Annotated in this window: 26 protein-coding genes; 24 read left to right on the top strand and 2 right to left on the bottom strand. The window is 70.4% G+C overall.

Going from position 1 to position 21,426, the window contains the following annotated elements; genetic code table 11:
* The first annotated feature begins 17 nt into the window (after positions 1-17).
* The 3 genes from LQ222_RS05180 to LQ222_RS05170 are packed head-to-tail and all read left to right on the top strand — an operon-like array spanning position 18 to position 3,042.
* Entirely contained in the window at positions 18-257 is a 240-nt protein-coding gene (locus LQ222_RS05180) for a DUF6511 domain-containing protein (protein ID WP_230164937.1), read from the top strand.
* Positions 254-727, top strand: coding sequence for a hypothetical protein (locus tag LQ222_RS05175; protein ID WP_230164935.1), 474 nt, complete (start codon positions 254-256; stop codon positions 725-727). Before LQ222_RS05180 ends, LQ222_RS05175 begins: the two co-directional genes overlap by 4 nt.
* Positions 724-3,042, top strand: a complete 2,319-nt coding sequence (locus tag LQ222_RS05170; protein WP_230164934.1) for a bifunctional DNA primase/polymerase — start codon at positions 724-726, stop codon at positions 3,040-3,042. The genes LQ222_RS05175 and LQ222_RS05170 overlap by 4 nt, the downstream gene beginning before the upstream one ends.
* 235 nt (positions 3,043-3,277) lie before the next feature.
* On the opposite strand, the gene LQ222_RS05165 is transcribed toward LQ222_RS05170, so the two are convergent.
* Both LQ222_RS05165 and LQ222_RS05160 read right to left on the bottom strand, forming a co-directional pair.
* Entirely contained in the window at positions 3,278-3,589 is a 312-nt protein-coding gene (locus LQ222_RS05165) for a DNA-binding transcriptional regulator (RefSeq protein WP_230164933.1), read from the bottom strand.
* A complete protein-coding gene (locus LQ222_RS05160) occupies positions 3,579-3,860 on the bottom strand; it encodes a BrnT family toxin (protein WP_230164932.1) in 282 nt (93 codons plus the stop codon). The genes LQ222_RS05165 and LQ222_RS05160 overlap by 11 nt, the downstream gene beginning before the upstream one ends.
* A 71-nt stretch (positions 3,861-3,931) precedes the next feature.
* On the opposite strand from LQ222_RS05160, the gene LQ222_RS05155 reads away from it, so the two are divergent.
* The 21 genes from LQ222_RS05155 to LQ222_RS05055 all read left to right on the top strand — a co-directional run bounded on the left by LQ222_RS05155 (position 3,932) and on the right by LQ222_RS05055 (position 21,358).
* Positions 3,932-4,159, top strand: coding sequence for a hypothetical protein (locus LQ222_RS05155; RefSeq protein WP_230164931.1), 228 nt, complete (start codon positions 3,932-3,934; stop codon positions 4,157-4,159).
* The gene (locus LQ222_RS05150; protein WP_230164930.1) at positions 4,149-4,697 is read left to right on the top strand and encodes a DUF6456 domain-containing protein; all 549 of its coding nucleotides are present in this window, start codon (positions 4,149-4,151) and stop codon (positions 4,695-4,697) included. Before LQ222_RS05155 ends, LQ222_RS05150 begins: the two co-directional genes overlap by 11 nt.
* Before the next feature lie 334 nt (positions 4,698-5,031).
* Entirely contained in the window at positions 5,032-6,498 is a 1,467-nt protein-coding gene (locus tag LQ222_RS05145; protein WP_230164929.1) for a site-specific DNA-methyltransferase, read from the top strand.
* Positions 6,488-7,756, top strand: a complete 1,269-nt coding sequence (locus LQ222_RS05140; RefSeq protein ID WP_230164928.1) for a site-specific DNA-methyltransferase — start codon at positions 6,488-6,490, stop codon at positions 7,754-7,756. Before LQ222_RS05145 ends, LQ222_RS05140 begins: the two co-directional genes overlap by 11 nt.
* Before the next feature lie 100 nt (positions 7,757-7,856).
* On the top strand, positions 7,857-8,093 hold the full coding sequence (locus LQ222_RS05135; RefSeq protein ID WP_230164926.1) for a hypothetical protein: 237 nt from the start codon (positions 7,857-7,859) through the stop codon (positions 8,091-8,093).
* A 95-nt stretch (positions 8,094-8,188) separates the two neighbouring features.
* The gene (locus LQ222_RS05130) at positions 8,189-9,046 is read left to right on the top strand and encodes a DUF3489 domain-containing protein (protein WP_230164924.1); all 858 of its coding nucleotides are present in this window, start codon (positions 8,189-8,191) and stop codon (positions 9,044-9,046) included.
* A 145-nt stretch (positions 9,047-9,191) separates the two neighbouring features.
* Positions 9,192-9,392: a hypothetical protein gene (locus LQ222_RS05125; RefSeq protein ID WP_230164923.1), complete on the top strand. Its 201-nt coding sequence runs from the start codon at positions 9,192-9,194 to the stop codon at positions 9,390-9,392.
* Positions 9,392-9,673 (top strand): hypothetical protein, encoded by a 282-nt coding sequence (locus LQ222_RS05120; RefSeq protein ID WP_230164922.1) that lies wholly within the window; start codon positions 9,392-9,394, stop codon positions 9,671-9,673. The genes LQ222_RS05125 and LQ222_RS05120 overlap by 1 nt, the downstream gene beginning before the upstream one ends.
* A 42-nt stretch (positions 9,674-9,715) precedes the next feature.
* The gene (locus LQ222_RS05115; RefSeq protein ID WP_230164921.1) at positions 9,716-10,231 is read left to right on the top strand and encodes a hypothetical protein; all 516 of its coding nucleotides are present in this window, start codon (positions 9,716-9,718) and stop codon (positions 10,229-10,231) included.
* Positions 10,232-10,256: 25 nt separating this feature from the next.
* On the top strand, positions 10,257-12,170 hold the full coding sequence (locus LQ222_RS05110; protein WP_230164920.1) for a phage terminase large subunit family protein: 1,914 nt from the start codon (positions 10,257-10,259) through the stop codon (positions 12,168-12,170).
* A gap of 13 nt (positions 12,171-12,183) precedes the next feature.
* Positions 12,184-12,420, top strand: a complete 237-nt coding sequence (locus LQ222_RS05105; protein WP_230164919.1) for a phage head-tail joining protein — start codon at positions 12,184-12,186, stop codon at positions 12,418-12,420.
* Complete coding sequence (locus LQ222_RS05100; protein ID WP_230164918.1) at positions 12,420-13,913, top strand: phage portal protein; 1,494 nt, start codon at positions 12,420-12,422, stop codon at positions 13,911-13,913. The genes LQ222_RS05105 and LQ222_RS05100 overlap by 1 nt, the downstream gene beginning before the upstream one ends.
* Positions 13,910-15,403: a ubiquitin-activating E1 FCCH domain-containing protein gene (locus LQ222_RS05095; RefSeq protein ID WP_230164916.1), complete on the top strand. Its 1,494-nt coding sequence runs from the start codon at positions 13,910-13,912 to the stop codon at positions 15,401-15,403. The genes LQ222_RS05100 and LQ222_RS05095 overlap by 4 nt, the downstream gene beginning before the upstream one ends.
* 22 nt (positions 15,404-15,425) lie before the next feature.
* Entirely contained in the window at positions 15,426-17,531 is a 2,106-nt protein-coding gene (locus LQ222_RS05090) for a prohead protease/major capsid protein fusion protein (RefSeq protein WP_230164915.1), read from the top strand.
* A gap of 81 nt (positions 17,532-17,612) precedes the next feature.
* Positions 17,613-17,960 (top strand): DUF2190 family protein, encoded by a 348-nt coding sequence (locus LQ222_RS05085; protein ID WP_216840513.1) that lies wholly within the window; start codon positions 17,613-17,615, stop codon positions 17,958-17,960.
* Positions 17,957-18,595 carry a structural protein gene (locus LQ222_RS05080; RefSeq protein WP_230164913.1) on the top strand — a complete coding sequence of 213 codons (639 nt, stop codon included), beginning with the start codon at positions 17,957-17,959 and terminating at the stop codon, positions 18,593-18,595. The genes LQ222_RS05085 and LQ222_RS05080 overlap by 4 nt, the downstream gene beginning before the upstream one ends.
* The gene (locus LQ222_RS05075; RefSeq protein ID WP_230164912.1) at positions 18,592-18,900 is read left to right on the top strand and encodes a hypothetical protein; all 309 of its coding nucleotides are present in this window, start codon (positions 18,592-18,594) and stop codon (positions 18,898-18,900) included. Before LQ222_RS05080 ends, LQ222_RS05075 begins: the two co-directional genes overlap by 4 nt.
* Positions 18,901-18,911: 11 nt before the next feature.
* On the top strand, positions 18,912-19,211 hold the full coding sequence (locus tag LQ222_RS05070; RefSeq protein ID WP_092963389.1) for a hypothetical protein: 300 nt from the start codon (positions 18,912-18,914) through the stop codon (positions 19,209-19,211).
* A gap of 3 nt (positions 19,212-19,214) precedes the next feature.
* Positions 19,215-19,940: a DUF6441 family protein gene (locus LQ222_RS05065; protein WP_230164910.1), complete on the top strand. Its 726-nt coding sequence runs from the start codon at positions 19,215-19,217 to the stop codon at positions 19,938-19,940.
* Positions 19,937-20,383 (top strand): hypothetical protein, encoded by a 447-nt coding sequence (locus tag LQ222_RS05060; protein ID WP_230164909.1) that lies wholly within the window; start codon positions 19,937-19,939, stop codon positions 20,381-20,383. Before LQ222_RS05065 ends, LQ222_RS05060 begins: the two co-directional genes overlap by 4 nt.
* A 21-nt stretch (positions 20,384-20,404) precedes the next feature.
* On the top strand, positions 20,405-21,358 hold the full coding sequence (locus LQ222_RS05055) for a phage tail tube protein (RefSeq protein WP_230164908.1): 954 nt from the start codon (positions 20,405-20,407) through the stop codon (positions 21,356-21,358).
* The last annotated feature ends 68 nt before the right edge of the window (positions 21,359-21,426 follow it).

The raw sequence follows: 21,426 nt of genomic DNA, 5'->3' as shown, positions 1-21,426 counted from the left end.
TCTGGCCGGAGCGCCGCATGGTTGATCCTAACGAGCAGGAGGTCGCAGCCATGCGCGCGGCTGGCGACATCGCCGGGCAGTACATCGAGGCGGTCGGCCGCACCGACATGGCGATCTGGTCGGACGTCGACTGGCGCGGCTTCATCGAGGCGATCTGCGGCGCCTATGTCGACAGCCTGGTCGAGCAGCAGATCGCCATCAACACCGCGGTGGCGAAGGTGCAGGGCCTGCCGCTCGCCGTGAACGCTGTTCGATGAACCCGATCGACATGCTGGCTGAGGCGGCGCGGATCTATCCTGCGTGGTGGCAGGCGCACGGCAGCCAGCCGGTGACGGTTGTTGCGCTTGCCGAGCCGGTTCGTGCTGCTGTGGATCCAGATTCGCGCGGCCGCCAGTTCATCGCGGTCAAGCTCTGCATGCTTGATGGCGTGCGCGCGGCCGGCTTCGTCCTCGCGCGACGGAAGAGCGTCGGGAAGTGGTCCCCGGCGCGCTACCTTCTGAACCGCGTAGAGGCATCTGGCGAAGCGGATCAATGTACCGCGTCGCCGCAGATCCGGATTGCGCCGACCGCGGCCGACCCTGCGCGCATGATCCATGCCGAGCTCGAGGCGGCGCGCCGGGCCTTGGAGCGCGCGGCGCGACAGATGGCCGCCCTCTATCCCGAGGTCCTGCGCATCGATGCTGCTCGCGATGCAGCCATCGCCGCGCAGGAACGTGGCGGCACATGACCGACGCCACCGCCTTCATGGCCGACTACGGCGAGCGCCTGGTCGACAACGGCTATGCCGTCATTCCCATCATGCCTGGCACCAAGGTGCCGGGCCGCTTCTCCGGCGGGGAATGGTCGCCCTATCCCGACTGGACCCGGCACTGCGATCGCCCGACGAAGTCCTTCGAGGTGGACATCTGGCGCCGCTGGCCGGGCTGCGGCGTCGGCATCGCCACCGGCGCCGTGGTCGGCATCGACATCGACATCCTGGATGGCGCGCTCGCGATCCAGCTCGCCGAGCTCGCCACCTCCATGCTGGGCGACACGCCCTGCCTGCGCATCGGCCGCGCACCCAAGCGGCTGCTGGTCTATCGCGCCGCCACGCCCTTCGCTGGTCGCAAGCGCCTGCCGCTGGAGGTCCTGGCCCGCGGCCAGCAATTCGTAGCGCATGCTGTCCATCCCGACACCGGGCAGCCCTATGCCTGGCCGGAGGACAGCCTGCTCGACACCCCGCTCGCCCAATTGCCCGTGCTGGACGAGGCAGCGGCCATGGCCTGGCTCGATCGGGCCTATGCGCTGATTCCGCCCGAGCTGCGCCCACGCTCCCTGCATCTTCCGTCTGACGCCGCTGCCTGGCGCGGCCCATCCGATCCGCGCGGCACCCTCGAGGCGGTGAAGGCAGCGCTGGCCTACCTCCCGAACGATGATCTCGATGGCGCCTCGTGGATCACCATGGGCACAGCGATCAAGGCTGCGCTTGGTGAGGAAGGGCGTGAGCTCTGGCTCGACTGGTCAAAGTCGAGCGGCAAATCGGGCCAATCGGGCAAAGCCGACACCGCTGAGCGTCGCTGGGCTGGCCTCCGGCCACACAGCATCGGCGCAGGCAGCATCTATACCCTCGCCATTCATCGCGGCTGGATTCCGCCGCCCGAGGTCACGCTGAACGGAGACGCTGCCGCTCGCGCCGCTGGCCCGCATCCAGCTGCCGGTATGCTGGCAAGGATAGCGGCGTCCCCCTCTGCCGCACCACCGCCAAAGCCCTATCGCGTGCCGCCCGAGCTGTTGCAGGTGGATGGCGCGCTGCGGCTGTTCGTGGACTACGCCACCGCCAGCGCCGTCAGCCCGCAGCCCTTCCTCTCGCTGGGTGCGGCCATTTGCCTGGTCGGTGCCATCGCCGGCCGCCGGTATCGCACGCCGACTGATCTGCGCAGCAATGTCTACGCCATCGGCATCGCCGACAGCGGTGGCGGCAAGGACCATGCGCGGCGCTGCGCCAAGCGGGCGATCTATGCGGCGGGCCTCGACCGCTACCTCGGTGGTGAGGATCTCGCCTCGTCCGCCGGCCTGCTGACGTCGCTGCAGCGCCATCCCGCCCGCCTGTTTCAGGTGGACGAATTCGGTCAGTTCCTGAAGCTGGTGCTGGGCCCCCGCGCGCCGGCGCACAAATCGGCCATCTGGTCGGAGCTCACGAAGCTCTACACCTCGGCGGCCGAGCCCTACATCGGCGCCGAGTATGCCGACCAGAAGGCGCGGCCTCGCGTGACCATCGAGCAGCCCTGCGCCTGCATCTGGGGTGTCACCGTGCCTGGTCCGTTCTGGTCGGCTCTGGAAGGCGGCGCCCTGGCGGACGGCTCCATTGCGCGCTTCCTGGTGTTCCAGACCGACGACGACTACCCGGAACGCAACGAGACGCCGGCGCCGATGGAGCCTCCGCCCGCGCTGGTGTCGGCCCTGCAGGGGATCGCCCGTGGCGTGCCGGGCCACAGCCATGGCGGGAACATCGCCGACGCGATGGAATCCTCGGCGCCGATCCATGCCTACACCGTGCCGCTGACCGCGGACGCCGATGCGGCCATGGGCAGTGTGCGGCGAGAGGCGACCGCCCTGCTGCGCTCCCACCGCGGCACCTATGCCACCGCACTGTTCGGCCGCTACGCGGAGAACACCGCCAAGCTGGCCATGCTGGCGGCGATCAGCCGCGATCCCGCCCGGCCCGTCACCCTGCCGCAGGACGTGACCTGGGCCAGCCATCTGGTCGAGCACTGCATCGCCACGTTGCTGCGGGAGGCGGAGCGCAGGGTCTCCGACAACGACACGGAGGCGAAGCACAAGCGGCTGCTCGCGATCATCCGCGACGGCGGGCGCCAGTCGCGCAGCGACATCACCAGGCGCTCGCAGTTCCTGTCGCGCCGCGAGCGCGAGGAAATCGTCGCCTCGCTCATCGAGGCGGGCCTCGTGGTCATGGACGTCGAGCCCGGCACCACGAAGCCGACTGCCTACTACACCGCGACCACGCCCGCGGGGACGGCGCTCGTCCGCCACGGTGAGCCATGAAGTATTTCACTCGCCTGAGGTATTTCGCGCTCGGAACCCCAGGCGCAGGGCCGGTCTCCGCGCGAAATTCAATAATTCAATCTTTCACGCGCGCAGGCGAATGCAGATGCGCGTGCGCCCTCGGGCCAGGAGAGAGACCCATTGAAGTATTATTATTATTGAAGTTTCTCCTCCTCCCGAGGGGTCGTGCGCGCGCACACGCGCGAGGCGGCAGCCCGCACACGACCGCGCCAGGTCAGGCGAGGGCGGACAGCGCAGCCTCCGGTGCGCGATCCAGGATCTTCAGCAGCGCCTTGGCCGGGCCGGCCGGCAGGCGCTTGCCCTGCTCCCAGTTCCGCACGGTGTCCAACGGCACGCCGATCCGCGCGGCAAAGGCGGCCTGGGTCAGCCCCGTCCGCCGGCGCACCCGCCGCGTGTATGCGGCCGCGCCCTGCGCCGACGCGGCATCGTCCTCGGCGGTGTGGCGCTGGATGTCGGCCTCAGTCGTCGCATCGACCCGCCGCGGGTCAATCCGGCCCTTGAGCGGCTTGGCGGCGTCAAGCGTCACGCGAACTGTGCCCATAGCGAGCCACCTCCTTGGCGTTGGCCTTGCGGGCCGAAATCATCCGGAACGCGTAACCCCGCGGCGTGTAGACCACCAGGAACAGCCGCCCCTCGATCTGGCCGAGCACGCGATAGCGCGGCTCGCCGTAATCGAAGCGGTTGTCGACTTCGACCAGCCGATCCGGGTCGAGGAACACCTGCACCGCATAGGCGAAGTCGAAACCGCGCTCGGCGAAGCAGGCGTCGCTCTTGGCGTCATCCCACTCGAATTCCACGGCCTCTATGTAGGCCAGAGGACGACAAAACCCAAGGCCCATTTCGGGCGGGGCGCGGAGGGCCAGGCCTGATGCTGCCCGGCTCCCCCTTGCCGCCCCGCTCGTCCCTCGACCGCGGCACCCGCAGCGACCCCACCACGCGCGAGATGGAAGCCCTGCGCCGCCGCGTCTGGCAGCAGCAGGGCGTCGTCTCGCTGCACCTCGCGGATATCACCGATCCCTGGCTGCGCCAGGCAATCCAGAACGAAGCCGTGCGCCGCTGGGGCCCACGGCACCAGGAGAAGACCCATGGCCGGTAAGCGAAAGACCAAGACCCCGAAGCAGAACCTGGCGCTCGGCCCCTCGAAGTGGCGGCTGCAACATGGCGGCTTCGGCGAGGCCGTGCGCTCCGCGGATCCGGAGACGGGCACGCCCGTGGCGCATCGCTACGCCATGGACACGCTCGGCGTGATGCTCGGCAACGGCACCATCACGTCCGAGATGCGCGATGCCGGCGAGATGTTCCGCAAGCAGTTCCGCTGTGCTGCCCTCGATACGCTGCGCGCCATGCCGCTGATCCGCATCCCTGGTGGCCACGCTGGCGACACGACGACCGAGCAGCAGTTCCAGGCACGCGAGCGGGTGGCTGCCGCCATCGATGCGCTGGGTGGCCCTGGCAGCCCCGCCGGGGCTTGCGTGTGGCACGTCGTGGGGCTGGAGAGCTCGATCACCGAATGGGCTCGACGCTCGGGCTGGTGTGGGCGTCCCATCGGTCACGCGCAGGGTCAGGGTGTGCTGGTCTCGGCGCTCGGCGTGCTGGCGATGCACTACGGGCTGACGCAACGGCGGGCGGCGTAACGTCGTGCGCGAGAGAAAATGCAAAGCGCTACATCTTCGCACTCCCCAGCAGAATCTGGATTGGATAGGTTCTCGATAGTCGCTGAAGTTGCGGCTGCAGAGCCACGCTGCGGCTCGATCAAGACAGTAACTCTCGAGCCGATGGTTCCTTCCTGGCCCCGCTGTATGCGGGGGGCGGAAGCGCGCAACATCGCTAGCGCCAGGCCATAAATCAGGGTTGCGGTTTGCAGCCTTTTCCCTGTGCGATCAGCCAGATCGCCCGCAAACCATACCGTGCCAGGTTTGCACGCGCGAGCCGCATGGTTTGCACCCACTCCTAGATCCGGATGGCCCGATGACGCTCCCCTGGATGGCGGCGAAGATTCTGCTGCGTCCGGTGGCGGAGCTGCGCCCGCATGCCGGCAATGCCCGCGTGCACAGCGCCGATCAGCTGGAGCAGATCAAGGCCAGCATGCTGGCCTTCGGCTTCACCAACCCGCTGCTGGTCGATGAGGGCGGTGTGCTGATCGCGGGGCACGGCCGCCTCGAGGCGGCATCGGCGCTCGGCATGGCCAAGGTGCCGGTGATCGTGCTGCGGCACCTGTCCGTGGCCCAAAAAGAGGCGCTGCGGCTCGCCGACAATCGCATCGCGGAGAACGCGACCTGGGACCAGGCGCTGCTCCGTGACGCGCTGGCCGGGCTGCGGGTGGACCATGCGGTGGAATTGGAACTCACCGGCTTTGGACCCGACGAAATCGCGGCCATTCTCGCGGCGGCAGCAGAGGCCGTGTCCCACGGCGAAGCGCCCGAGGCTCTGTCCGCGGATCCGGCCGCGGGGGGCGGTGCCATTGGCGCGGCGGATGCGGAGGAGACGGCGGAAGACCCCGCCGATGCCGATCCGGAGCCGCCGCGCCAGGCCGTCACCCGCCCCGGCGATCTGTGGCTGCTGGGCGAGCACCGCCTGCTCTGCGGCGACAGCACCGACGCTGCCTCGGTCGCGCGCGTCATGGGCGAGGAACGCGCCGCGCTGCTGTTCACCTCGCCGCCCTATGGAAATCAGCGCGACTACACCACCAGTGGCGTGACCGATTGGGACGCGCTGGTGCAGGGCGTGTTCCAGCATCTCGACGCGGCGATGCACCCCGGTGGCCAGGTGCTGGTCAACCTTGGCCTGATCCATCGCGGCAATGAGTGGCAGCCGTACTGGTCGGGCTGGCTGGACTGGATGCGCGCCCGCGGTTGGCGCCGGTTCGGCCTTTACACCTGGGACCAGGGGCCCGGCTTGCCCGGCGACTGGAACGGCCGCCTCGCGCCGGCCTTCGAGTTCGTCTTCCACTTCAACCGCCAGGCCCGCCAGGCGAACAAGATCGTGCCCTGCAAATGGGCCGGCACGCCGAACAAGGGCAGTGGGTTGCGCGCCGCCGACGGCACCATCTCGGAATATCAGCATGCCGGCCTGCCGGTGCAGGATTTCCGGATCCCTGACAACGTGCTGCGCCTCACCCGTCACAAGGGCCGCGGCATCGAGACCGAGCACCCCGCGGTGTTCCCGGTGGTGCTGCCGGAATTCCTCATGCGCACCTACACCGATGAGGGCGACGTGGTGTTCGAACCCTTCGGCGGCTCCGGCACCACCATCCTGGCCGGCCAGCGCACCAACCGCCGGGTGCGCGCGATCGAGCTTGCGCCCGCCTATGTGGATCTGGCGATCGCCCGCTGGCGGATGCTGCACCCCGATCTGCCGGTAACGCTCGCGGACGATGGCCGCGACTACGACGCCGTTGCCGCGGCGCGGACGGAGGTCACGGCCGATGCAGCCTGATCTCGTCGTCTCCTCGCTGCCGGTGGCGGGGCTGGTCCCGTATGCCGAGAACGCGCGCACGCATTCGCCGTCGCAGGTGGCGCAGATTGCCGCCTCCATTGCCGAGTTCGGCTTTGTGAACCCGGTGCTGGTCGACGCCGAGGGCGTGCTCATCGCCGGCCATGGTCGCGTCATGGCGGCAAAGCAGCTCGGGCTCGCCTCCGTGCCGGCGCTGCGGCTCGGCCATCTTTCTCCCGCGCAGGCCCGCGCGCTCCGGCTTGCCGACAACCAGATTGCCCTGAACTCCGGCTGGGACGAGGCGCTGCTGGCCGCCGAGATCGCCCGCATCCGCGACGAGGCGGTGGTCGACCTGGACGTACTCGGCTTCTCCGGCATGGAACTGGACCGGCTGCTGGCAGCTGCCGACGCTGGACTTGGCGATGATGCCGATGACGCACCGCCGCCGCCCGTGGTGCCCGTCACGCGCACCGGCGATCTCTGGCGCTGCGGCGACCACCGTCTTCTCTGCGGCGACGCGACGAAGCTGGTCGACGTGCAGCGCGCCCTTGGCGCCGGCCATCTGGCCGATATGGGCTTTGTCGATCCGCCCTATAATGTCGCCTACGAGGGCGGCACGGCGGCGAAGATGACCATCGCCAATGATGCGCTTGGCGGTGGCTTTCCCGAGTTCCTCCGCCCTGCACTGGCCAATCTGCTCTCGGTCACCAAGGGCGCCTGCTACGTCTGCATGTCCTCCTCCGAATGGCCGACGCTGCATCGGGTCTGGCAGGAGGCCGGCGGCAAATGGTCCAGCACGATCATCTGGGCCAAGAACACTTTCGCGCTCGGCCGCGCCGACTACCACCAGCAGTTCGAGGCGATGCTCTACGGCTGGCGCCAGGGCAGCCAGCATTATTGGTGCGGCGCCCGCGACCAGGGGAATGTCTGGCACTTCGACAAGCCGGCGCGGAACGACCTGCATCCGACGATGAAGCCGGTGGCGTTGGTCGAGCGGGCCATCCGCAACAGCAGCAAGCCGCGTGACACGGTGCTGGACTGCTTTGGCGGCTCAGGCACAACGATGATCGCGGCGGAGCGCACGGGGCGGCGTGCCGTGCTGCTGGAGATCGACCCCGCCTATGCCGATGTCATCGTGCGGCGCTGGCAGGACACGACCGGCGAGGTGGCGGTGCTGGAGGGCGATGATCGCATCTTCGCTGATGTCGCGTCGGCACGCGGCATCGTCGATCATGATGTGATCCAGACCGCCGAAACATAGCAATTCCGCGCCGCTGCATCTTGCTTGGCTCGTGCGCGGCACAGCGCGAATGGTCCGTCACACGCAGAGCACCCCGCCCTGCACCACGACGGAGACCAAGATGACCGACCGCGAAGCCCGCGCCGCCCGCAACCAGGAAAACAGCCTGGCAGCCTTCCTCGCGAAGAAGGTGGAATTCGACGCCCTCCTCGCCGAACTCGTCCAGGCCAGCGCGGACCATTTCGGCGCGGACCCCGAGACGGTGCTTTGGGGCGAAGCGGCCTGGCTTTCAGATGCCACCGCGAAGCTGAAGGACATCGCGGACCAGCATTTCCGCCGCGGCGAACACGCAGCCTGACGCGGACCACTCCCGCACCGCCCCGACCGGCAGCGCCGGCGGGGCTCCCGGCAGTAGGGGCCGATGACCGGCGCCCGGAACCGGAGACCACCACGATGACCAAGCTTTCCGACAGCCAGCGCGTGATCCTCAGCGCCGCCGCGCAGCACGAGATGGGCCTCGCCCGCGCGCCGAAGCACCTCCCGGCTGCCGCCCGCAACGCGGTGTTCCGCAGCCTGATCAAGAACAACCTGCTCACCGAGATCAACGCTCCGCGGGAGCATGTCGGGCTCGGCTGGCGCCAGGATGAGGACGGCACCTGGATCGTGGCGCGCATCACCGACGAGGGGCTGCGCGCCATCGGCATCGACCCGAACGAGGGCGACGCGGTGGCCGGCGAGCCCGACTGCTCGGGCATCGAGGGCAGCGTGCCCGACACGGCGCCCACGGTGGCGCCCGCCGCGGAGCCCGCGACACAGGACGCCAAGGTCGCCGAAGCCGCCCAGGCCGCGCCCCTGACGGAGGAGATCGCGATGCTGGACCAGGCCCTCGCGGCACGCGCCGCCGCGCCGCGCACCAGCCTGCGCGACGCTGCCGCGGCGGTGCTCGCCGCCTGGGATGACGAGGCCAACCGCGAGGGCGACATGATCGGCGCCCTCGACGCGCCGATGGAGGCCCTGCGCACCCTGCTCGCCGGCAAGCCCGCCCGCGTCGCGCGGGATCCCGCCGCGCCGCGCAAGCCGCGCGAGGGCACGAAGCAGGAGCAGGTGCTGGCCATGCTGCGCCGCCCAGAGGGCGCCACGGTCGCGCAGATCGCCGAGGCGACGGGCTGGGCGCAGCACACGGTCCGCGGCTTCTTCGCCGGGCTGAAGAAGAAGGGCCACGCGGTCGAGGTGAAGTCGCGCGAGCGGATGGTCGGCCCGAACAAGACGGGCGCGAAGGGCTCCTTCACCATCTACGCTCTGGCGGAGTGAAGCATCTCAGCCACGCCCCTGAACATGATCGGAAGCGCCGGGGATCATCCAGATTCCCGGCGCCTTATCGAGTTGGCTGCGCTCCGACACAGCGCGAATCGTCCGTCACGCGCAGGGCACCCCGCCCCGCCAGACGGAGACGACGATGATCACCACCATCCTCCCGCACCAGACTGCCGAAGGCCCGCAGGACCGCGCCGCCTGGCAGCAGCTTCTCGCCACCGCGCCGCGCAGCACCGACAGCGTGGGCCGCGCCACCATTCAGGTCTGCACCGCCAGCGACGGGCGCGGGATCTTTGCCACGGTGGACTACGCCACCTGGCAGACCGAGAAGGAGGAGGGCTGATGCCCTCCGAACGCCGCTGGATCATCTTAGCGCAGGACGGCCGCCACGTGACGATGGGCCGCGCCGCACCGCCGAGTGAGGCGGAAGTCGAAGCCGCCGCCGCGGCGCTCTCCGCCCAGGGGTTGGCGGGTTGGCTTGCCACGCTGGACGGCAACTATTGGTCGCGTCGCCGCGTGACCCTCGCGCCAGTGCAGATGCTTGGGGACGAGGCCACGCTGAATTGGCCCGCTGCCATCACCGCCTTTGAAGGCGCCCGCCAGAGCGCCCTTCGTCCCCTCTGACAAGGCCGGCATCGCCATCACGCGCGGCGGGAGGTCGCCGCCATGCCCGAGCTGACCGCGTCGACCCGTGAGGCCGCCCGCCGGATCGGGCTGAGCGACACCGCGATGCACAAGGCCGAACGGTCCGGCCGCATCGCCCGCGAGCCGGACGGCAGTTGGGACATCGACAAGACCCGCCGCCGCCTCGTGGAGACCGCCGATCCCGTCCGCTCGCCCCTGGCCAGTGGTGCCGGCGCCGAAGGCACGCCCTTCGCCCGGCTGAAGGTGGCGCAGCTCGCGCTGAAGGTGGAGGCGCAGCGGCTTTCGCTGGATGAGACCAAGCGCCGCCTGCTCGACGTCACCGAGGCCAATGCCGCACTTGACGAGATCGGCAGCACGATGCGCGACGCGCTGCTGAATTGGCCAGCGCGCGTCTCCGGCCTGATCGCCGCCGAGATCAGCGTCGACCCGCATCTGCTGCAGACCATCCTGCAGAGCCACATCAACGACCTGCTGACGGAGGCGGCCGATCGCTTCGATCCAGCAGGCCTCGGAGGGGACCGGTCTCCGCAGCCGTGAGCATGTGCGCCGGCGTGTCGGTGCCATGCTTCGCCCGCCGCCGCAGCTCACCGTCTCGGAATGGGCCGAGCGCCATCGCATGCTCGGCAGCCGCGCTTCGGCCGAGCCCGGCCCCTGGCGCACCAGCCGCACGCCGTACCTGAAGGACGTGATGGACGCGCTGTCGGCGGTGCATCCCGCCCGGCGTGTCGTGTTCATGAAGGGCGCGCAGGTGGGCGCGACCGAAAGCGGGAACAACTGGCTCGGCTACATCATGCACCACGTGCCGGCGCCCGCGCTGGCGGTGCAGCCCACCGTGGAACTGGCCAAGCGCTTCTCGCGCCAACGCATCGACCCGCTGCTGGAGGAAACGCCGGCGCTGCGGGAGCGGGTGGCGCCGGCCCGGGCCCGCGACAGCGGCAACACCATGCTGTCGAAGGAATTCCCCGGCGGCATCCTGGTGCTGACCGGGGCGAACAGCGCAGTCGGGCTGCGCTCGATGACGGCGCGGTTCCTGTTCCTCGACGAGGTGGATGCCTATCCCGGCGACGTCGCCGGCGAGGGTGACCCGATCGCGCTAGCCGAGGCCCGGGCACGCACTTTCGGCTGGCGCCGCAAGGCCTTCCTGGTCAGCACGCCCACGATCGCCGGGCGCAGCCGCATCGAGCGGGAGTACCTGGCCTCCGACCAGCGGCGCTTCTTCGTGCCGTGCACGGCGTGTGGGGAGATGCAGTGGCTGCGCTTTGAGCGCCTGCTCTGGGAGAAGGGAGCGCCCGAGACGGCGCGGTACCACTGCACCGCCTGCGACCACCCCATGCAGGAGCACGACAAGACCGCCATGCTTGGCGGCGGGGAATGGCGCGCGACGGCCGAGGGCCAGGACCCGCACACCATCGGCTTCCATATCTCTGCGCTGTACTCCCCGGTGGGGTGGCTGTCCTGGGAGCAGATCGCGCGGGATTGGGAGGCCGCCCAGGGCAAGCCCGAGGACATCAAGACCTTCAAGAACACGGTCCTGGGCGAGACCTGGCAGGAGCAGGGCGAGGCGCCGGATTGGGAGCGGCTCGTCGAGCGCCGCGAGGATTTCGCCATGGGCGTGGTCCCGCCTGGTGCGCTGGTCCTCACCGCGGGCGTCGACGTGCAGGACGATCGCCTGGAATGCGACGTCTGGGGCTGGGCGGAGGGCTTCTCGTCCTGGCTCGTGGACCACGTGGTGATTGCAGGCAGCCCGAGGGATCGCGAGCCCTGGGATGAGTTGGCCCGGGTGCTGGCGCGAGACTGGCCACGCCATGGCGGCGGTGCGATGCGCATTGCCCGGCTCTGCGTCGACACAGGCGGCCGCGACACCGCCGCCGTGTATGGCCACCTCCGGCGCCTGCGGGATCCGCGGATCGCGCCGACCAAGGGCATCGACGGGTGGAACCGGGCGCAGCCCGTGCAGGGCCCGACGCCGGTGGATGCGCTGGTCAACGGCCAGAAGCTGCGCCGCGGCCTGAAACTCTGGACCGTGTCCGTCTCGACCTGGAAGGCCGATCTCTATCGCCGCCTCTGGCTCGGCCGGGGCGACGCGGAGGAATGGCCACCCGGTTGGGTGCATCTGCCGCGCGCGATCGACGTCGAATGGATCAAGCAGCTGGTCGCCGAGCAGCTGCGCACCACCAAGGATCGCCGCGGCTTTGCGCGGCAGGAATGGGCCAAGCTGCGCGAGCGGAACGAGGCGCTGGACTGCGCCGTGCTGGCCCGCGCCGCACTCTGGCTGCTCGGCGCCGATCGTTATGGCGAGCAGTTCTGGGCGCGGCTGCGGGATGAGGCGGCAGATGCGCCGCTGCGGCCGAGCGAGGTTCCCTCCGCTGGGAATGTCGCTCCCCCACCACCGCCGTCCCTGACTGCCCCGGCATCGGGGCCCGACACCCAGCGCCCGCGCGGTTGGCTCACGCCACGCACCGGCTGGCTTCGCTGAGAGGAGGACGACCATGCACCCGATCGTCCTCGCTTGGGCACTGGCGCAGCCTGCTGGCACGCGCGCCGCCGTGCTGGCGGCCGCCTTCACCGGCGGCACCACGCGCGTGACCTTCGACGGGCGCACGGTGGAGTACCGCTCTCTGGACGAGCTCGGCCGCGCCCTGTCCGTCCTTCACGCCGCCGAGAACACTGCGGCCCGCCAGCCCAGCGTCACACTCGCCAGCTTCTCTCGCGAGGGAAGCAGGTGATGGGGCGCCTTCGTGATGCATGGCACGCGCTGCGCGGCTATGCCGCGGCGCAGGACAGCCGTGCCTCCTCCTGGGCCGCGTCCGGCAGCAGCGCCACCGCCGAGGTTGGTGCCGCCGCACCCACCGTGGCGCGCCGGGCCCGCGACGCCGTGCGCAACGACCCCTACGCCGCCCGCATCGTCGATCTCTGGACTGGCAATGCCGTCGGCGCCGGCATCACCACCCGCTGGCCCGACAAGGCCCACGCCGAGGCCTGGCGCCGCTGGTCCGACAGCACGGCGTGTGACGCCGAGGGCCGGCTCGACCTCTATGGCCTCCAGGCCCTGGTGATGCGCGCCGTGGTCGAGAGCGGCGAGTGCTTCGTCCGCATGCTGCCGGCCGACATCACGCCAGCGAATCCGATCGGTCTCCGCCTCCAGGTCCTGGAGAGCGACCATCTCGACGCCGCCCGCCAGGGCGTCATCGACGGCGTCCCCACCCTGCAGGGCATCGGCCTCGGCGAGGCCGGGGAGCCGGTCGGGTACTGGCTGCACCGCGTGCATCCCGGCGCGTCCTGGGTGCTGCCGGGGGGTGCCACCTGGCTCAGCAGCCAGCGCGTCCCGGCTCGCGACGTACTGCACATCTACCGCAAGCGTCGGCCCGGCCAGCTGCGCGACGTCTCGTGGCTGGCGCCGGTGCTAACGCGGCTGCGCGATCTCGGCGATTACGAGGCCGCGCTGCTGATGAAGGCTAAGATCGAGGCCTGCCTCGCTGCGGTGGTTTCCGAGGATGGCGACGACGCCATGACCGGTCCGGCGTCGGGCCTGCTGCGCGATGCCCAGGGCCGCACGGTCGAGAGCTTCGAGCCGGGTATGATTCTCTATCGCCGCGGCATGGGCAGCGTCGAGGTGGTGAATCCGTCCGGCGGCGGCAGCCACGCCGCCTTCGCGCGGCGCGCGCTGGAGGCGTCGGCGGTCGGCACCGGCCTGACCTACGACCAGGTGGCCGGTGATCTCACCCAGGCGAACTACTCCAGCCTTCGCGCCGGCAAAATCGAGTTCCGCCGCCTCTGCGAGCAGGTCCAGTACGGCATGCTGATCCCGATGCTGGTGCGGCCGATTGCGGATCGCTTCCACGCCCAGGGCGCGCTGCTCGGGCTGTGGGGCGCGGAGGTGCCCGACGGCCTGTCCCACGTCCCGCCGGCGCACGAGATGATCGACCCGCTCAAGGACACCACGGCCCTCATCGCGCAAGTGCGCGCCGGCTTCGTGCCGCAGCCCGAGGCGGTCGGCGCCTTCGGCTACGACTTCCGCCAGGTGGTCGAGATGATCCGCGAGGCCAATGCCCTGCTCGACGAGGCCGGCCTCTCGCTCGACAGCGATCCGCGCCGCGTCGCGAAGTCCGGCGCCGCACAGGATGCGGCCCAGCTCGCCGCTATCGAGATCGCCGCCACCGGCGCTGCTTCGCCGCGTGCGGATGCGGGCGCTGCCCCCAATCCAGGAGCATCCCCATGATCGCAGGCGCGTACGACTGGACCGACGACATGCTCAAGATCAAGAGCATGCAGAAGAAGTTCCGCGACAGCTTCAACGGCACCGAGATCAACCCGGCGCGGTGGGAGATCGCGGCCACCGGCGGCGGCATCACCCACACCGTCGCCGACGGCGCGGTGACCATCTCCACCGGCACCACGCTCGACGATGAGCTGACGCTCACCAGCCGCACCACCTTCACCATCCCGCTCCGGGTCATGGTGGCGGTGAACATGAGCCAGCGCATCGTCGGCCAGTCGGTGTGGCTCGAGCTCGTCAGCATCGATCCCACCACCGCCCAGCCGGATGGGCGCAGCGCCGCGGCCTGGCGGCTGGATGGCGCCAGCCCAACGCTCGCCAACTACGAGGTGGGCAGCGAGGGCGCCCCGCGCCTCGGCAGCGCCTCCGGCAGCACCATTCCCACCACGGCGCCCGCGGGCTGGTCCGTGCTGGAGATCGAGCCGACCAACGACGAGTGCTACTTCCACGGCCGGCTGCTCGACACCACGGCAGCGCGCTCGAACTCCTATGTTCGCCACCAGCAGATTCCCGAGCCGAATGCGTTGTATCGGTTCCGGGTCCGGGTGCGGAACCGGCAGGTCATCAACGGCATCTCGGCGGTGGCCAACAACGGCGGCGGCGCAGTGCGCATCACCCGCGCCGCTCATGGCTTCGCGACGAACGATGTGGTCACGGTGGCGGACGTGTCGGGCGTGCCCGGGGCGAATGGCAGCTTCACCATCACGGTCATCGACGCGAACAGCTTTGACCTGGTGGGATCAACCTTCACCGGCGCCTATCTGAACACCGGCTGGGCCTCGGTCAGCCGTAACCTGGCGCCGGCCTCGAACACCGACATCAGGGTCCAGTTCGTCACCATCGCCGACTATGCCGAGCTGACGACGGAGATCACCGCCGGCCGCGGCCAGTCGGTCGCTGGCCAGGGGCTGGGCGTGAACGTGCTCAGCACCATCCCGCCGGCGGTCACGCCGGTGGGTGGCCAGGCGCGCAACACGGCCGGCGCCGTGCCGGTGCTGGCCGCCACTGGCTACTCGGCCAACCCGATTGCCGTCACGACAGCGCGTGGTGTGGATCTGCTGGCGACGCTAATCGGCGCGCTGGTCACCAAGCCCTACGCCATCCCCGAGGCCGACTGGCAGACCGCGGCCGCGGCGGGCGGGATCATCACTACCACCGACGTGGTGCTCCGGGCGGCGGCTGCGGCCGGCATCCGCAACTACGTGACCTCGATCGACCTCCGCAACGCGCATCCGACGGTGGCGACCGAGGTGGTGATCAAGGATGGGGCGACGGTGATCTGGCGGCAGTTGCTGGCGGCAGCGATGCCGGCGCCGGTCGAGATCACCTTCCCGACGCCGCTGCGCGGCACCGCGGCCACGGCGATGAACGTCGCCTGCATCACCACCGGCGCGCAGGTCTACGTCAACGCGCAGGGCTTCGCCGCGCCGTAAGGCGCCGCCCCAGGAGCATCCCATGACAGAGCCGATCGACCTGGGCGGGGGCTCCCCTGCACCGGAGGCCACGCCATTGCTCGATCGACTGCCCATCGCTGGGCAGTCGATCGCCGCCTGCCGCGCCCTGGCCGCGCCCGTTACCGTCGACCGTGCCGCGCGCACCGTCGAGGTGGTGTGGTCCACCGGCGCCCGCGCGCGGAACTTCGTGCCCCCGCTCGGTCCCATCATCGAGGAGCTCGACATGCGGCCGGAGGCGGTGCGCATGGGCGCGCTGCGCTCGGGCCGCGCGCCGGTGCTGGACACCCACCGCCGCGCCGGCACCCGCGATGTCCTGGGCCGTGTCACCGCGGCCCGCCTCGAGGCCGGTCGCGGCTACGCCACGCTCCAGTTCAGCGGCGCCGACGACGTCGAGCCGGTCTGGCAGCGCGTGGCCGATGGCACGCTGCAATCTGTGAGCGTTGGCTACCGGGTGCATCGCTACGAACCCCGGCCCGATGCCGCCACCGGCCAGACGATCCACCGTGCCGTGGATTGGGAGCCCTACGAGATCTCGATCGTGCCGGTGCCGGTGGACGGCTTGGCCGTGATCCGTGGCGAGGGGGATCAGGGCACCCCCGCCACCGCCATCGAACCCGCCCTGACCATCCCCGAGGAACCACCCATGCCCGAGACGACGCCGGCTTCGCCGGATCCCGCGCCGGCGCCGCCCGCGCCGCCCAGCACCCCGCACCAGGAGAGCCCCGTGACCACCACCGCCCCGCCGGAACCCACCCGCGCCGCGCCGACCCCGCCCGATCTCGAGGCCATCCGCGCCGAGGCGGACCGCGCCGCCGTCGAGCGGATCGCCGCCTATGAGCCGGTGCTGGCCGCCGCCCGCGGCCTGGTGACCCCCGACATGCTCGATGCCATGCGCGAGGCCGCCATCCGCGACCGCATCTCGCCCGAGGTGCTGCGCGGTCGCCTCTGGGACGCCTTCGCCCAGAGCGCGCCGCGCCCCTCCCTGCCGGCGCGCCCGGAGACCGGCCCCGGCCAGGACGACCCGGCCAGCCTGCTCGACGCCATGGCCGAGGCGCTCGCCGCCCGCTCCATGCCCGGCTACCAGGCGCCCAGCACGGGCCCCGGCGCCGGCCGCCACGTCGAATTCATGGGCTGGCGCCCCTCCGACATGATGGGCGAACTGCTCCGCGCCCGCGGCGAGCGGAACATCCCCCGCAACCCGACCATCCTGGCCGAGCGCGCCTTCCACACCACCAGCGACTTCCCGGCCCTGCTCTCGGCCGCGGCCAACAAGATGCTGCTCGCGGCCTATGCCCCGGCGCAGCCGACCTATCGCACGCTGTTCCTCCGCCGCGATTTTCGGGACTTCAAGCCGCACCGCCACCTGCGCGTGGGGGATTTCCCCAACCTCGTGGCGCTGTCCGAGAATGGCGAGATCCAGGCCGGCACGATGTCGGAAAGCCAGGAGCTCGTGTTCCTGCAGACCTTCGCGCGCCGCATCCGTGTGACGCGGCAGATGCTGGTCAACGACGACCTCGGCGCCTTCACCGACTTCGCCTCCATGATCGGCCGACGCGTCGCCGATTTCGAGAACGCCACGGCCTATGCGCTGGTGAACAGCGCCAACGGCGATGGCCCGACGCTCATCACCGGCAATGCCGCGGTCTTCGGGACGGCCGCGGCCCGCGCCAACAAGGCCGGCGCCGGCACGCTGCTCGACCTGCCGAACCTGGCGCTCGGCCGTGCCGCAGTGATGCGGCAGCGGACGCTCGACGGCCTGCCCATCGCGGTGGGCGCGCAGATGCGCCTGCTGGTCGGGCCGAACCAGGAGCTCGCGGCGCGGCAGCTGACGGTTAGCGTCGCCGCGACGCAGACCTCGAACGCGAACGTCTATGCCGGCTTCGTCCAGCCGCTGGTCGAGCCGCTGATCCCCGCCAACCGCTGGTACCTGTTCTCCGATCCCTTCGCGGCGCCGGTCTACGTCTACGGCTACCTCAACGGTGCTGAGGGGCCGCAGGTCACCACCGGCAACGTCCAGGGCGTGGATGGCGTCGAGGTCTCGGTGATCTTCGACTTCGGGGTCGGCGCCATCGACTGGCGCGGCGCCTGGTTCAACCCGGGCACCTGATCCCGGCTCCTCCTTCCATCGTGAACCTATGCAGAGGGCGCCCCACCGGGCGCCTTCTGCGTTTCTGGAGCTCCCATCCCCATGCGCAACTACGTCCAGCCGGGCAACAGCCTGGCCATCGCCGTCCCCTACGCGGGCGGCATCCTCTCCGGCCAGGGCGTCCTGGTCGGCGCACTCTTCGGCGTCGCCGCCGTCGATGGCGCGCAGAACGCCATCATCGAGGCCGCCACCCAGGGTGTGTTCGATATCACCAAGGAGCCGGCACTCGCCATCACCGCCGGCGCCCGGGTCTTCTGGGACAACACCAACCGGCGCATCACCACCACCGCCACGGGCAATTTCCAGGTCGGCATCGCCAGCCTGGCGGCGCTGGCCGCGGACACCACCGTCCGCGTCTGGCTCAACCGCGTGCCGGCGATCGGCACGTGAGCATCGATCCGAAGGCCACGCGGGGCTATCGCAACCGCAATCCCGGCAACATCGAGCATGTCCCGGCCAACAAATGGCAGGGCCTCGCCGACCCACCCGCGGACGGACGCTTCTGCCGCTTCACCAGCCATGAATTCGGCATCCGGGCGCTTGCGGCGCTGCTGGTCACCTATCAGGACCGGCACAAGCTGCGCACGCCACGCGCGATCATCGAGCGCTGGGCGCCCAAGGTGGAGAATGACACCGCGGCCTATATCGCGGTGGTGGCGCGGCGGATCGGCGTGGGGCCGGACGAGGCGATCGACCTGCATCGGCACGATCACCTGCGCCCGCTGGTCGAGGCCATCATTCACCATGAATGCGCTGGCCTGACCTATCCGGCCGCGGTGATCGACCGCGCGCTCACCCTGGCCGGGGTCCCGCCCGCGCCGCCGGTGACGTTGCGGGAGGTGGCAGCCATCACCGGCACCGGGCGTGGTGCGGTCCTCGTGGGCGCAGCGGGCATCGCCACCGCGGTGGCGCAGGCGGCACCAGCCATCCAGGCGCTGGGCACGCTGGCGCCGGCCGTCGCCATCGCGGTCATCGCCGCCGCGGTGGTCGGCGTGCTCGCCTGGCGGCTGCGGCAGCCAGCGTGAGCGCCTTCGCCGCGGCTATGGACGCGCTGGCCGCGGATCCGAACATCGGCGCGGATGCGACGTACCGCGCGGGCGGGACCGGAGCGCCGGTCCTACTCCGCGTGGTGCGCTCGGTGCCGGACCGGCTCGGCGATGCCTTCGGCACCAGCGTCATTCAGGCCAGCGATGTCCTGACCGTCGCCATCGCCGTGCTGCCCGCAGTCGAGGCCGACGACACCTTCACCCTCGGCGCCGACACCCTGACCGTCCAGCACGCCGAGCGCGACGCCGCCGGCATCGCCTGGCGCGTCTTCTGCCGCCGATAGGAGCGCCCGTCATGATCGACCCCGAACGCATCGGCGGCATTGTCGGCGAGGCGCTGCTCGCCGGCGCCCTGGGTGCGCTCGGTGCGATGGCCCGCTTCTCGTCCACCGACCGGCCACTGCTGACCCGCGCCTATCTGCTGCACGCGCTGGCCGGCGGCAGCCTCGGCACCGGTGCCTGGCTCATCGCGCATGCCTTCGAGCTCGATGGCTGGTGGCTCTTCGCGGTTGCGTGGCTGGCCGGGACGCTCGGCTATGCCGCGCTGCACGACCTGCTGCTGCGGATCCTCAGCCGCAAGTTCGGCGGGCGCTGATCCATGCGCCTCGGTGCCAGCATCGTCGGTGATCTTCGCAAGGTGCTGGCGGACGAGGTGCGGGCCGGTGAGCGCGCCGCCATGACCGCCATCCGTGCCGAGACCGATCAGGTGAAGGCCGAACTGCGCCGGCAGGTCACCACCGCCCTCTCGGGCAACGCGCGCGGAATCGCCAATGCCTGGCGGTCAATGATCTTCCCGCGGAGCGGGCAGTCGCTGCGGCCGGCGGGGCTGGTGTTCACCAAGGTGCCGAACGTGATCGATGCCTTCGAGCGGGGCGCGCTGATCCGCGCCAAGGGCGGCGGGAAGTTCCTGGCCATCCCGACCGGCTTCAATGCCGCCAGAGGGCGGCGCGGCCGCGGCGAGAAGGGCATGCGGGTTACGCCGACGCAGATGGTCGCCTCCGGCCAGGCGTTCCTCCGGCCCTTCAAGTCCGGTCGCGGCTTCGTCTGGTGCCTGCCGTTGCGCCAGGGGGAGCAGACCGGTCGACGGCGGCGGACCCGGCTGGTGGCGGGTGGCGTGACCGAGGTGGGCACCGCCAATCGCAGGGGTCGCGAGGCCTGGGCCCGCGGGCTGCTCGCGCAGGGGATGGTGCCGATGTTCCTGCTGCTGCCCCAGGTGAAGCTCGCCAAGCGGCTCGACGTGCGCGGCGCCGCCGAGCGCGGCCTACGACGCCTGCCGGGCCGCTTCGTGGCGGCCTGGGAACGCGAGAGCGGACGGGCAGCATGAGCGCGCGCGAGACTGCCATCGCGGCGCTGCACAGTCGGCTTGTGACGTCGCTGGCCGTCCGAAATCCGGCGCCGACCGTGCTGCGCGGCGAGACAATCCCGCAGCGCATCCCCACTGGCGGACTGATCGTCGTCCGCGATGGCGAGACGGTGGAGGAGAAGCCCATCCTCTCCCCGCTGGCCTGGCAGATCGAGCATCGTGCGGAGGTCGAGATCACCGTCGCCGGTGCCACACCGGCTTCGCGCAACACTCTGCTCGACGCGCTGCTGGTGGATGTCGCCGCGGCGATCACCGCCAACCGCACGCTCGGCGGCGCTGTGGAGTGGGCACAGCCCGGCAGCGCGTCATTCGAAGATGTCGAGTTCGAAGGCGCGGCCGCGGCGCGGGCCGCCGCCATTCCCGTCACCCTCTGGTTCACCGTCGCCGGCTCGCCGCTGGCCTGATCCCATTCCAGGAGAACGCCCATGCCCCGTGCCATCGGCGCGAATTGCCGCCTGCTCATGCTGCCCGAGACCACCTATGGCACCGCCCCCGGCAGCAACTGGCGGCGCATGCCCTTCCTGTCCTGCGATCTCGGCGCCGAGCAGCCGCTGCTGGATGCCGATGTCATCGGCGTGGGCAGCAACCGGGATCCGGCGGCCCCCTTCCTCGACACCGTGACGGTCGCCGGCCAGGCCGTAGTGCCGGTCGATCTGATCAACATCGGGCACTGGCTGCGGCTGCTGCTCGGCGCGCCGACCACCACCGGCACAACGAACTTCATCCACACCTTCGCCTCGGGCGCGGCCTCGCTGCCCAGCAACGCGATGGAGATCGGCTACCCGGATGTGCCGAGCTTCGACGTCTGCACCGGCGTCCGCGCCGACACGCTGGAACTGGACTTCACCCCGACCGGCGCGGCAACGGCGACCTTCGGGCTCATGGGTCAGGGCTCCGTGCGCACCGGCGCCACGTCAGGTGGCACACCAACCAGCGCGGCCTACACCGCCTTCAACAAGGCCCAGGGCAGTATTACGCGCAGCACCGTGGCCCTGGCGCAGGTCACCGGCGCACGGCTCACCTACGCCAATGGCATGGAGGCGGTGCGCACCATCCGCGCCGATCGCCGCGTCGAGGGCGTGGATCCCGGTATTGCGCGCTGCACGGGCCAGATCACCGTGCGCTTCGAGAACACCACGCTGCTCGCCCAGGCGCAGGCTGGTACATCGGCGGAATTCGCTATGGCCTTCACCATCGATGCCAACCGCAGCCTGACGATCACGCTCCACGAGGTATATCTGGCGCTCGCCAAGACGCCGATCGAAGGACCGGCCGGCGTCGAGGCCAGCTTCGATTTCCGGGCCGCGTTCAACGCGACGGCCACGCGGATGATGACCGCGGTGCTGCGGAACCAGCAGGCGGGGACCGACTACGCATAGATCCAAAGCGAAACGCAGCTCAAGGGCAGCAGCAATAGGCGGCAACAAATTTCGAATAACGTTGCGCG

The sequence above is a fragment of the Roseomonas sp. CECT 9278 genome (genome assembly GCF_918698155.1).
In the GTDB taxonomy this organism is placed as follows: Bacteria; Pseudomonadota; Alphaproteobacteria; order Acetobacterales; family Acetobacteraceae; genus Neoroseomonas.
The sequence above is the reverse complement of the archived record's forward strand: the minus strand, read 5'-3'. Positions and strand labels throughout refer to the sequence as shown.

What these genes read in the sequence shown, in the direction of transcription:
- LQ222_RS05180 (WP_230164937.1), top strand. Translation starts at nt 18, where the DNA reads ATGGTTGATCCTAACGAGCAGGAGGTCGCAGCCATGCGCGCGGCTGGC.
- LQ222_RS05175 (WP_230164935.1), top strand. Translation starts at nt 254, where the DNA reads ATGAACCCGATCGACATGCTGGCTGAGGCGGCGCGGATCTATCCTGCG.
- LQ222_RS05170 (WP_230164934.1), top strand. Translation starts at nt 724, where the DNA reads ATGACCGACGCCACCGCCTTCATGGCCGACTACGGCGAGCGCCTGGTC.
- LQ222_RS05155 (WP_230164931.1), top strand. Translation starts at nt 3,932, where the DNA reads ATGCTGCCCGGCTCCCCCTTGCCGCCCCGCTCGTCCCTCGACCGCGGC.
- LQ222_RS05150 (WP_230164930.1), top strand. Translation starts at nt 4,149, where the DNA reads ATGGCCGGTAAGCGAAAGACCAAGACCCCGAAGCAGAACCTGGCGCTC.
- LQ222_RS05145 (WP_230164929.1), top strand. Translation starts at nt 5,032, where the DNA reads ATGACGCTCCCCTGGATGGCGGCGAAGATTCTGCTGCGTCCGGTGGCG.
- LQ222_RS05140 (WP_230164928.1), top strand. Translation starts at nt 6,488, where the DNA reads ATGCAGCCTGATCTCGTCGTCTCCTCGCTGCCGGTGGCGGGGCTGGTC.
- LQ222_RS05135 (WP_230164926.1), top strand. Translation starts at nt 7,857, where the DNA reads ATGACCGACCGCGAAGCCCGCGCCGCCCGCAACCAGGAAAACAGCCTG.
- LQ222_RS05130 (WP_230164924.1), top strand. Translation starts at nt 8,189, where the DNA reads ATGACCAAGCTTTCCGACAGCCAGCGCGTGATCCTCAGCGCCGCCGCG.
- LQ222_RS05125 (WP_230164923.1), top strand. Translation starts at nt 9,192, where the DNA reads ATGATCACCACCATCCTCCCGCACCAGACTGCCGAAGGCCCGCAGGAC.
- LQ222_RS05120 (WP_230164922.1), top strand. Translation starts at nt 9,392, where the DNA reads ATGCCCTCCGAACGCCGCTGGATCATCTTAGCGCAGGACGGCCGCCAC.
- LQ222_RS05115 (WP_230164921.1), top strand. Translation starts at nt 9,716, where the DNA reads ATGCCCGAGCTGACCGCGTCGACCCGTGAGGCCGCCCGCCGGATCGGG.
- LQ222_RS05110 (WP_230164920.1), top strand. Translation starts at nt 10,257, where the DNA reads ATGCTTCGCCCGCCGCCGCAGCTCACCGTCTCGGAATGGGCCGAGCGC.
- LQ222_RS05105 (WP_230164919.1), top strand. Translation starts at nt 12,184, where the DNA reads ATGCACCCGATCGTCCTCGCTTGGGCACTGGCGCAGCCTGCTGGCACG.
- LQ222_RS05100 (WP_230164918.1), top strand. Translation starts at nt 12,420, where the DNA reads ATGGGGCGCCTTCGTGATGCATGGCACGCGCTGCGCGGCTATGCCGCG.
- LQ222_RS05095 (WP_230164916.1), top strand. Translation starts at nt 13,910, where the DNA reads ATGATCGCAGGCGCGTACGACTGGACCGACGACATGCTCAAGATCAAG.
- LQ222_RS05090 (WP_230164915.1), top strand. Translation starts at nt 15,426, where the DNA reads ATGACAGAGCCGATCGACCTGGGCGGGGGCTCCCCTGCACCGGAGGCC.
- LQ222_RS05085 (WP_216840513.1), top strand. Translation starts at nt 17,613, where the DNA reads ATGCGCAACTACGTCCAGCCGGGCAACAGCCTGGCCATCGCCGTCCCC.
- LQ222_RS05070 (WP_092963389.1), top strand. Translation starts at nt 18,912, where the DNA reads ATGATCGACCCCGAACGCATCGGCGGCATTGTCGGCGAGGCGCTGCTC.
- LQ222_RS05065 (WP_230164910.1), top strand. Translation starts at nt 19,215, where the DNA reads ATGCGCCTCGGTGCCAGCATCGTCGGTGATCTTCGCAAGGTGCTGGCG.
- LQ222_RS05060 (WP_230164909.1), top strand. Translation starts at nt 19,937, where the DNA reads ATGAGCGCGCGCGAGACTGCCATCGCGGCGCTGCACAGTCGGCTTGTG.
- LQ222_RS05055 (WP_230164908.1), top strand. Translation starts at nt 20,405, where the DNA reads ATGCCCCGTGCCATCGGCGCGAATTGCCGCCTGCTCATGCTGCCCGAG.